General features: G+C 53.4%; 3 protein-coding genes and 1 pseudogene. 3 read left to right on the forward strand and 1 reads right to left on the reverse strand.

Annotation, left to right across the window (positions count from 1 at the left end):
• The 3 genes and pseudogenes from AQR02_RS33935 to AQR02_RS09935 form a co-directional block, all read left to right on the forward strand.
• Window positions 1-1,246, forward strand: a pseudogene (locus tag AQR02_RS33935) (ATP-dependent helicase C-terminal domain-containing protein); the annotation flags it as partial.
• Window positions 1,247-1,333: 87 nt separating this feature from the next.
• Window positions 1,334-1,963 (forward strand): general stress protein, encoded by a 630-nt coding sequence (locus AQR02_RS09930; protein WP_082451759.1) that lies wholly within the window; start codon window positions 1,334-1,336, stop codon window positions 1,961-1,963.
• A gap of 481 nt (window positions 1,964-2,444) precedes the next feature.
• Complete coding sequence (locus AQR02_RS09935; protein WP_054940427.1) at window positions 2,445-2,804, forward strand: replication termination protein; 360 nt, start codon at window positions 2,445-2,447, stop codon at window positions 2,802-2,804.
• A gap of 2 nt (window positions 2,805-2,806) precedes the next feature.
• Here AQR02_RS09935 and AQR02_RS33940 read toward each other — a convergent pair.
• Window positions 2,807-3,070, reverse strand: a 264-nt coding sequence (locus AQR02_RS33940; RefSeq protein ID WP_483414273.1) for a TraR/DksA C4-type zinc finger protein, incomplete at its 5' end; no start/stop codon positions are given.

Below are 3,070 nucleotides of genomic sequence, written 5' to 3' on the forward strand. Positions count from 1 at the left end.
TTGGCGCGCACCCGCGTGCCGCGCATATGCTGCTGCGCGCAGCAACGCTTGGCGCAGCGCCGCTCGCCTGCCGGCTGGCGGCGCTACTGCAGGAGCGGGACCTCTTCAGGGGTCCCGCGAATCAGAGCAGCGACCTCACGCTGCGCGTGGAGGCGCTGCTGAGGTACGAGCGCTCCGGCGACACCGGAGGCGCGGACCCGGCAATCTTGCGCGCGGTGCAGCGCGAGAGCCGGAACCTCCTGGCGCAGCTGCAGGCCGCACCGGGGGAAGTGCCCGGCGACCTCAGCCTCATAGGCCTGCTGCTGTCGTTTGCCTATCCCGACCGGGTCGGGCAGAAAGGCGGCGATGGCGCGTTTCTGCTCGTCCGGCGGCCGGGGGGCGAGCGATGCGGGAAGGGCAGCCGCTAGCGCGCTCGCCCCATATTGTTGCCGCCGGCGTGGATGACCGCGCCGGACAGGGCCGGATTATCCTGGCTGCGGAGCTGCCGGAAGCCGAGCTGCTGAAGGAGCATGCAGACAGCCTGACGGAGGAACGGGAGGTCTATTGGGATAAAGAGAGCGGAAGCGTCAAAGCACGCCGGAGGACCCTGTTTGGTGCTCTGGCTCTAAAGGAAACTACACATGAACGCCCCACCGCAGAAGAGACGGAGGAAGTGCTGCTGTCTGTAATCTCAGCGGAAGGCTTAGGAGTGCTGCCGTGGGATAAAGGCACTATCCAGCTCAGGCAGCGGATGGCCTTCATGCATGCCGTACGGACAGATTGGCCGGATGTATCGGATGAAGCGCTACTGCATTCCCTGCAGGAGTGGCTGAGGCCGTATATTCAGGGAATGCGCAATCTCCGGGATCTGCAGCGGCTGCCTGTATCCAAGGCGCTGGAAGGCATGCTCGATTGGAGCGGCCGCCAGACCTTGGATAAAGAAGCACCTACACATATAACAGTGCCCAGCGGATCACGTGTACCGTTAGACTACGGAAATCCGGGGACACCGGTACTGGCGGTAAGGCTGCAGGAGATGTTCGGTCAGGTAGATACACCGCGGATTGGGCTTGGAAAGGTTCCTGTGCTTCTGCACCTGCTCTCTCCGGCACGGCGGCCGATGCAGGTCACTTCTGATCTGGCCAGCTTCTGGCGGAACACTTATTTTGAGGTGAAGAAGGATCTGAAGGGGCGTTATCCCAAACATTATTGGCCGGATGATCCATTACAGGCTGAACCGACAAGCCGGACGCGCCCGGCCAAATAAAAAATTCATCTGAATGCATCCCGTTGTTTGATTCACCCGTTATAGGGTAATAATGTAGCGAACCACAATTACGAAGGAGGGCTTCAAGTGACTAACAAAATCGTAGGCATCTTCGAAACGGAACAAGAAGCGACCAGAGCAATTGAAGGACTGCACAGACAAGGGATTAGTAATGATGAGATCTCGGTGATCACAAGAGACCGTGATGAACTCAAAAACATTTCTGATGATACAGGTACCATGGCTCCAGAAGGAGTAGCAACCGGAGCAGCTACAGGCGGTGTGGTCGGCGGGGTAGCCGGACTGCTGGCTGGTATCGGAGCGTTGGCCATTCCGGGTATCGGGCCGATTCTTGCCGCCGGACCTATCGTAGCGACGCTGACAGGCGCAGCTATCGGCGCTGGTGCCGGGGGACTCGTTGGCGGATTGATCGGGATGGGCATTCCTGAAGATGAAGCACGTGAATATGAGGGTTATGTCGACAACGGTAAAATCCTCGTCCTTGTTGATGACAACGGAAGAGGACATGATATTCATGATGTTTTCCGCGGCAACCGCTCATTAAACACCAGCAGATACGACTCCATGTACGCTGACAACCGTTCAACGAATCCAGACCTAATTCCGGAAGACACTACAGTCGGAAATACATTGGGCAACCGGGGTTCGATGAACGCTGAAAGCGACCCGGATCTCTATAACCGCAACAGAATGTAACGGATCAGTATAGGGATATTCCATACAATTAAATTTCTGAATACAAAGACTGCATTTTCGGGCTGATGCCCGGGATGCAGTCTTTTTTTACGAAAAGTAGTAGTTATCATTAGGCAGCAGGAGCATCACAAAAAGAGGTTAGATTGACTAACTACGGAGAATGTTTAGACTTGCGGCCGCTGCCCTTCCTCAACTTTCCACTAACTCCCTGCCCCGCTAATAACCAAATTACAACATATGAAAAATTCATAACAGAAGTTCATCTAAAATAACCTTATTTACATGCTACTATCAAATTCAATACTAAGTGTTATCTATCTACAAACAACCCTGAAAAAGTGGACTCTGCTCCGCTGAAACAGCTTAGTATATTCAAATTATGAAAGTTGGTAAATAGAGTTTATACTAGAGTTGTGCCGATAGTTTTGGTGTATTTATACAATATGACTGACTATACCAAAGTTCAATCAGGAGGGATTCCATGGCGTTTATGATTGCCCAGCGGGCTTTTATTAAAGTGTATTTGATTACGATGGTTGAGCAGCATAAGGGGTATGGATATCAGATGCTGGAGGACTTACGGAGAGATTTCATGGCCTATGGCTATTCACCTCCCCAAAGTGAGGTTTACCGTGCCCTTCATGAACTTGTGCAGCAGGGAATACTGTACCGCACCAAGCAGCTGAAAGGGAATGATCCCAAGGTCGATTTTCAGGAAATCGTACTTTATCATTTTACGGCTGACGGGGAGGAGAAAGCCAGACTCTACAAAAAACAGGTGAAGACGGACCTGGACCGCTGCCTGGGCATATTAAACAAAGCCGTCACAGACAATTATTAGACTCAGGAATCCCCTTCTCCGTTGTCTTGTCCCGGAGGAGTAACAGGGGAACTCGCACTGCCGTAATCCTCTACAGAGTCCCATGCTCCGGCGTCGTCGAAGCGACCGCTTTGCTCTTGGCGGCCCTGGCCTGCTCCTGCTGGTGGAGGTGTCATAACCTGCTCTTCGACAGGGCGTTCACCGGAGTTCGAACGTTCCGGAGAATACTCTACCGCATAGGCGGTATGTGGAATGGCTTCGAGACGTTCATAAGGGATATTTTGTTT

The sequence above is a fragment of the Paenibacillus ihuae genome (assembly GCF_001368795.1).
Taxonomy (GTDB): Bacteria; Bacillota; Bacilli; order Paenibacillales; family Paenibacillaceae; genus Paenibacillus_AQ; species Paenibacillus_AQ ihuae.

Excerpts from the sequence above, each read along its gene's own strand:
- AQR02_RS09935 (WP_054940427.1), top strand. The coding sequence starts at position 2,445 with ATGGCGTTTATGATTGCCCAGCGGGCTTTTATTAAAGTGTATTTGATT.